Raw genomic sequence first — 6,696 nt, forward strand, 5'->3', positions numbered from 1 at the left:
CCTTGCGGGCCGCGGCTGCTCGATGTGGTGAGATGATCGTCGTATATCGTCAGAAATAACGATGCGGCATGTGCCCTGTCAAACGCAAGCGTCGGCCATTGAGCCAGTCGGCTGGCAACAATCGTTCGCAAAAATCGATCGTTATAACCCGAATAATTCGTTGGAAAGATTGGTTATGGAATGGCATTCCGGCGGCGAAAGTGCCTGGAGAATTCAATTGTCTTTCCTGCCCGTCACCGCGAACGATCTTCCAAACGGTCTGAACTCGGCCCAAGCCGAGCGCAAGCGCCCTGCCCTGACCTCGCTCTCAACCGGCGCTGTGCCGGGACTGGTCCTGGTGGCGATGATCACCAGCGTTGCTTATTCGGCGCGCGGCTTCTCCGGCCTCACCTTGTTCAGCCCGATGATACTCGCTGTCGTCGCCGGCATGATCTACTCCAACGTGCTCGGCGTGCCTGCCCATGCCAAGGCCGGCATCGCCTTCTCGCAGAAGCGCCTGCTGCGCTTCGCCATCGTGCTGCTGGGCTTCCAGCTCACGCTCGGCCAGGTGGCGGGCATCGGGTTTGGCGGCGTCGGCATCGTCGCAACCACGCTCGGCGCCACCTTCCTGTTCACCGTCACGCTCGGCCGGCTGATCGGCGTCGACCGGAAGCTCGCGCAGCTGATCGCCGCCGGCACCTCGATCTGCGGCGCCTCGGCGATCGTCGCCACCAACATCGTCACCGATGCGCGCGACGAGGATGTCACCTATGCCGTTGCCGCGATCACACTGTTCGGCACCGTCGCCATGCTCGGCTTCCCGCTGCTGGCGCCGGTCTTCGGCCTCGACCAGCACGCCTTCGGCCTGTGGGCCGGCGCCTCGATCCATGAGGTGGCGCAGGTGATCGGCGCCGGCTTCCAGAACGGCACGCTCTCCGGCGAGACGGCGACCGTCGCCAAGCTGACGCGCGTCGCCATGCTGGCGCCGATGGTGATCGCGCTCGGCCTGATGGCACGCCGCGGCGACAGCGATGCTTCCGGCGCCAAGCCGCCGATGCCTTGGTTCGTCGCGGCTTTCGTGGCGGTGGTGGCGGCAAACAGCCTAGTTGCGATCCCGGCGCAGATCCATTCGGCGATCGCTTTGGCCGCACAGATCATGCTGACCATGGGTCTCGCCGCCATGGGCCTGCAGGCCGATATTTCCCAGCTGCGCTCGCGCGGCCTGCGGCCGCTGATGGTGGCCTTCTCGGCCTTCATCTTCATCGCCGCGTTCAGCCTGATGCTAGTGAAATTTGCTTGAGGCAGGCCGAGACCCGCCTCACGCCTCAGTCCTCGTCATCGAACTCACACGCCGCGACATAGATCGCGGCGAGCTTCTCGATGCCGGCCTGGTCTTCCTTGTCGAAGCGGCCGGGCAGCGGGCTGTCGAGGTCGAGCACGCCGAAGGCGCCTTCGGCATCGCGCAACAGCACCACCAGCTCGGAACGCGAATCGGCATCGCAGGCGATGTGGCCGGGAAATTCGTTGACGTCCTTGACCAGCATCGACATGTCGAGTTCGATGGCCTTGCCGCAGACGCCCTTGCCGACGGCGATGCGCACGCAAGCGGGCTTGCCCTGGAAGGGCCCGAGCACCAGCTCGTCCTCGGAGGCGAGGAAATAGAAGCCGGCCCAGTTGAGGTCCGGCACCATCTGGTAGATCAGCGCCGCCGTGTTGGCGGCATTGGCGACGGAATCGCCCTCGCCTTCCAGCAGCGCCTTTAATTGCACCGCCAACTCCTTGTAGAAGGCCGGCTTGTTGCTTGTGTCGATTGCCGTTGCCGCGAACATCGCTTGATCTCTCCGTTGCAAGCCGGCTGCTCGGCCAGCTACAGTTCATCTCTCTGCCACCAAAACCGCCGCCGGGAAACAGCCTATCGTGACTTCCAGCCATTCCAGGACCACGAGAGCCAGGACGATCCGCATCGCCGCCGCTGTCATCCGCGACGACGGCGGCAGGCTGCTTCTGGTGCGCAAACGCGGCACCAGCACCTTCATGCAGGCGGGCGGCAAGATCGAACCGGGCGAGTTGCCCGCCGTCGCCCTGGCGCGCGAATTGCGCGAGGAGCTGGGCATTGCCGTCGATCCGGCCGCGGCCTTCCATCTCGGCTCCTTCTCGGCGCCCGCCGCCAATGAACCGGACGCCCATGTCGAGGCCGAGCTGTTCGAGCTCTCCATCACCGGCGAGCCGATCGCGGCGGCGGAGATCGAGGAGATGATGTGGCTTGATCCGGAGGCGGCGGCCGGCATCGAACTCGCGCCACTGACCGCCACCTTCGTCCTGCCGCGCTACGGCCGCCAACCATGAATTCACGCAACGCGGAAAAACAGGCGACGGGCGGAGCGCCTCTCACCTTCGCCGTACTGGTTTTCCCCGGCTTTCCGATGATGGCGTTTTCTTCCGTCATCGAGCCGCTGCGCGCCGTCAATATTCTCGCCAAGCGCGACTGCTATCGATGGGTGATCGTCGGCGCCGATCAAGGCACGGTCGAGGCCTCCAACGGCGTCGTCATCCAGCCGGGCTTCTCGGCCGCTGATGCGCCGAAGGTCGACCGCATCGTCGTCTGCTCGGGTGGCGATGCCGACCATGTCGTGGCCGACGAGGCGATGAGCTGGATCCGCAAAAGCCTGCGCGGCGGCGCGCATATCGGCGCTGTCGCCGACGCCGCCTTCTTCCTCGCCCGCGCAGGCCTGCTCGACGGCCACGCCTGCACCTTGCACTGGACCAGCCAGGCCGCCTTCACCGAGGCTTTTCCGGATATCGAGCTCAGGCGCGATCTCTTCGTCATCGACCGCAAGCGGTTCACCTCGGCCGGCGGCGTCGGCAGCCTCGACATGATGCTGGAGATCATCACGCAGGACTATGGCGCCGAGATCGCGGCGGGTGTCGCCGAATGGTTCGTGCACTCTCCCTTGCGCTCCTCCGTCGACCGCAAGCTGATGCCGCTCAGGCTGCGCACCGGCGTCCAGAACGAGCTGGTGCTGTCGGCCATCGCCATCATGGAAGACGCGGTCGAGGAGCGGCTCGGCATGGCGGAGCTTGCGGCAAGGCTCGGCGTGTCGCCAGACAAGCTTGAGCGCAATTTCCGCGCCGAATTGGACGTCTCGCCCAACGGATATTACCGCAGGCTGCGGCTGAAGCGCGCCGCCGATCTGCTGGCGCATTCGACGCTGATGGTGCGCGATGTGGCTCTGGCCTGCGGCTTTGCGTCGATGTCGAGCTTTGCAAGGGCGTTTCGCGAGGAGCATGGGCACGCGCCCAAGGCGATGCGGCGGCATTAGGCAGTCGCTAGAAGGCGAGACGCTGGCGGGACAGCGCCCCCCTCTGTCCTGCCGGACATCTCCCCCACTTGGGGGGAGATTGGCGGTTCCAGCGCCGGCTCTTCCTTTCGACGTGTGAGGTTGGCGAAGCCATGCGCGACATCTGATCTCCCCCCTTGTGGGGGAGATGTCCGGCAGGACAGAGGGGGCGCGAAGGATTGCGGCGCTTGCTTGCCTGCGGCACCCAGCACAACATCTGCGGAATTCCGCACGGCGATCTTCCACGGCCCCGCTATGTTCGCGAGAACAGGAGGCCTCCCATGAGCATCGTCGTTTTCGACCCCGACAGCACCGAGGATGTGGACTTCAAGGACCGCATGCGCCACCCGGCCGCGGCCGATCCCGCCAGCGGCATGTGGCTCTCCGACACCGAGCCGTCCTTCATCGATGCCGACGCGCTGCGCAAGGGCCGGCTGGCGAAGCTGCGCGACTGGATGCGCGAGGCGGGCTATGGCGGCGTCGTTTTGTTCGATCCCTACAACCAGCGCTACGCCACCGGCTCGCGCAACATGTTCGGCTATTTCCTGCGCAACTCGACGCGGTACTTCTTCATCCCGACCGAGGGACCGATCGTGCTGTTCGAATACCCGCAGAGCTACCATGTCTCCATGGTGCTCGACACGATCGACGAGGCGCGGCCTTCCAAGCTGGTCTGGTCCTCCGTCTCCGGTCGCGACGACGAAACCGCCGGGCCGTTCGCCGAAGAGATCACCGAACTGCTCAAGAAGCATGGCGGCGGGTCGATGAAGCTCGGCCTCGACCGCTGCAGCCATCTGCAGGCGCTGGCGCTCGAAAAGCGCGGCTGCGAGGTCCGCGATTGCCAGGGCGAGATCCTGGCGGTGCGCGCGGTCAAGACGCCCGAGGAAGTGAAATGCCTTCAGGCCTCGATGGCCGGCGCCGAAGCGGCGGTGGCGGCGGTGCGCGAGGCGATCAAGCCCGGCGTTTCCGAAAACGAGCTCTTCGCCATCATGTACCACGAGGTGATCCGCCAGGGCGGCGAGTTCATCGAGACGCGGCTGCTCACCTCCGGGCAGCGCACCAATCCGTGGTTCAACGAGGCAAGCGGCCGCAAGATCAGGCCGGGCGAGCTGGTCGCGCTCGATACCGACACGATCGGGTGCTACGGCTACTATTCCGACTTCTCGCGCACCTTCCGCTGCGGTCCGGGCAAGCCGACGCCCTACCAGAAGTCGCTCTACCGCATGGCGCACGACCAGGTTCAGCACAATATTGGCATCGTGAAGCCCGGCATGGCTTTCCGCGAGATCGCCGAGAAGGCGTGGAAGATCCCGGACCGCTTCGTCGACCAGCGCTACACCTCTGTCATGCACGGCGTCGGCATGCATGGCGAGACGCCTTTCATCGCGCACTCGATGGACTACGAGACCTATGGCCGCGACGGCATCATCGTGCCCGGCATGGTGGTGAGCGTCGAAAGCTACATCGGCGAGAAAGGCGGCCGCGAGGGCGTCAAGCTGGAGGACGAGATCCTGATCACCGAGACCGGCACGGAACTGCTTTCGCGCTTCCCTTATGAAGACGAGTTTCTTGACAAGTAGCGCCGACGCATCGACAGCAATATCCGCATGAAAACGCCCATTTCCATCCGGCGCGGCACTGTGGCCGCGGTGTTCATCGATCTCCAGGAGGAGCATCGCAAGGACAAACGCTATCTGGTCGAGGGGTTTGGCGACATCCTCGCCAATGTCCAGCGCCTGCAGGAAGCGGCGCGGCGCAATTTCGTGCCGCTCCACCACTGGGCTTACATCGTCGACCTCGCCGAGGCGCGACCGTTCCATCCGGTGGACGAAAGCGGCAAGTCGGCCTTTTCCGACAAGGACGACCCGCTGACGGCGATCTGCCGCGAGGTGGCGCCGCAGGACAACGAAGCCATGCTGGTCAAGCAGGAAGCCAGCGCCTTCGGCAAGAACGATTTTGGCGACAAGCTCAAGGCCGCCGGCATCGAATGGCTGGTGATCGCCGGCGTCTGGACCGAGGCCTGCATCGACGCCACGGTGAAGGATGCAGTGGCGCGCGGGTTTCGCGTGTTGCTGGTCAAGGACGCCTGCGGCAGCGCGAGTGCCGCCATGCACCAGACCGGCATCCTCAACCTCGCCAACCGTCTCTATGGCGGCGCCGTCACCAACACGCTGGACGCCTGCCGGCTGATGGCCGGCGATACGGTGAAGGTGTGGCAGGTCGAGGGCTCAGTGCCGCTGCGTTTCACCTTTGAGAACGCGGCGCAGCTTTACGCCGAGCTCTGACGGCCGTGGCCAGCAACCCAGGCAATTCGGCGAGCCGCGGCAAATATGCCGACCGGCTCGATCCGAAACTCTGGGACTATATCGACGAGGTCAACAGCTGGTACCCGCCGGAGATCGTCGCTGCACCCATTGCCGAGCAGCGCGCGGTCTACGACAAAATGTGTGTGGCATTCCACCGGGGCCACCCTGAAGGCGTCGTCACTAGTGACGGCCTCGTTGCCACAGCCGCGCATGCCATTCCAGTGCGGCGCTACCACATGGCGAACAACGCAGCGGCCATCGTCGTCTACTATCACGGCGGCGGCTTCGTCCTCGGCGACCTCGACAGCCATGACGACATCTGCGCCGAAATCTGCGCTGGCACCGGCTTCGAGGTAATCTCGGCCGACTACCGGCTGGCGCCGGAGCATCTCCATCCCGCCTCCTTCGACGATGCGTTGGCAGTGTTCGAATGGGTCGCCGCGACCAGCGCTCTGCCGATCGTGCTTTGCGGCGAAAGCGCCGGCGGCAATCTCGCCGCGGCGATGGCGCAGGCGACGCGGCACCATCCCCGGCATGCGGTCGGCCAGATGCTGATCTATCCCGGCCTGGGCGGCGACGAGACCGGGCGCTCGTATGTCGAGCACGCCGAGGCGCCGCTGCTCACCGTCGCCGATATCGAGTTCTATCGGCGTATCCGCTCCGCGCCTGGACAGTCGGCGGACGACCCGACCTTCTCGCCGCTCAAGGACCGTGACTTCTCCGGCCTGCCGCCGACGGTGATCGTCACCGCCGAATGCGATCCGCTGTCGTCGGACGGCGAGATCTACCGCGACCGCATCCTCGCCGCCGGCGGGCAAGCGCGGTGGCGCGAGGAGCCGCGGCTGGTGCACAGCTTTCTGCGGGCGCGCCCAACGGTGCCGAGCGCGGCGGAGGCGTTTGCGAGGATTGTTGGCGATATCGTAAGGCTGGGCGCCGGCGACGAGCGCTAATCTCCCCCTTGTGGGCATAGGCGCTAAGATAGGGATTGCGGCGCGGAATCGGTTGTGATTCTACGCTGGGGATGACACACGAATCGCTTGTTGATGACGGCTGGGCCGAGACGATTGAGTTGC

General features: G+C 65.2%; 7 protein-coding genes. 6 read left to right on the top strand and 1 reads right to left on the bottom strand.

The features are described 5' to 3' along the window. Positions 1-175 precede the first annotated feature (175 nt). Positions 176-1,279, top strand: a complete 1,104-nt coding sequence (locus RFM41_RS12225; RefSeq protein ID WP_430691478.1) for a YeiH family protein — start codon at positions 176-178, stop codon at positions 1,277-1,279. Between the two features lie 25 nt (positions 1,280-1,304). On the opposite strand, the gene msrC is transcribed toward RFM41_RS12225, so the two are convergent. Then, on the bottom strand, positions 1,305-1,808 hold the full coding sequence (gene msrC, locus RFM41_RS12230) for a free L-methionine (R)-S-oxide reductase MsrC (RefSeq protein ID WP_320245466.1): 504 nt from the start codon (positions 1,806-1,808) through the stop codon (positions 1,305-1,307). 88 nt (positions 1,809-1,896) lie between these two features. Here msrC and RFM41_RS12235 point away from each other — a divergent pair, with 88 nt between their 5' ends. The 5 genes from RFM41_RS12235 (at position 1,897) to RFM41_RS12255 (ending at position 6,573) form a co-directional block, all read left to right on the top strand. Next, the gene (locus tag RFM41_RS12235; RefSeq protein WP_320245467.1) at positions 1,897-2,325 is read left to right on the top strand and encodes an NUDIX hydrolase; all 429 of its coding nucleotides are present in this window, start codon (positions 1,897-1,899) and stop codon (positions 2,323-2,325) included. Next, on the top strand, positions 2,322-3,299 hold the full coding sequence (locus RFM41_RS12240) for a GlxA family transcriptional regulator (protein ID WP_320245468.1): 978 nt from the start codon (positions 2,322-2,324) through the stop codon (positions 3,297-3,299). The genes RFM41_RS12235 and RFM41_RS12240 overlap by 4 nt, the downstream gene beginning before the upstream one ends. Before the next feature lie 299 nt (positions 3,300-3,598). Then, the gene (locus RFM41_RS12245; protein ID WP_320245469.1) at positions 3,599-4,897 is read left to right on the top strand and encodes a M24 family metallopeptidase; all 1,299 of its coding nucleotides are present in this window, start codon (positions 3,599-3,601) and stop codon (positions 4,895-4,897) included. 27 nt (positions 4,898-4,924) lie between these two features. Next, on the top strand, positions 4,925-5,602 hold the full coding sequence (locus RFM41_RS12250) for an isochorismatase family protein (protein ID WP_320245470.1): 678 nt from the start codon (positions 4,925-4,927) through the stop codon (positions 5,600-5,602). Positions 5,603-5,607: 5 nt separating this feature from the next. Beyond that, positions 5,608-6,573, top strand: coding sequence for an alpha/beta hydrolase (locus RFM41_RS12255; RefSeq protein WP_320245471.1), 966 nt, complete (start codon positions 5,608-5,610; stop codon positions 6,571-6,573). The last annotated feature ends 123 nt before the right edge of the window (positions 6,574-6,696 follow it).

The organism is Mesorhizobium vachelliae (assembly GCF_033977325.1).
Taxonomy (GTDB): Bacteria; Pseudomonadota; Alphaproteobacteria; order Rhizobiales; family Rhizobiaceae; genus Mesorhizobium; species Mesorhizobium vachelliae.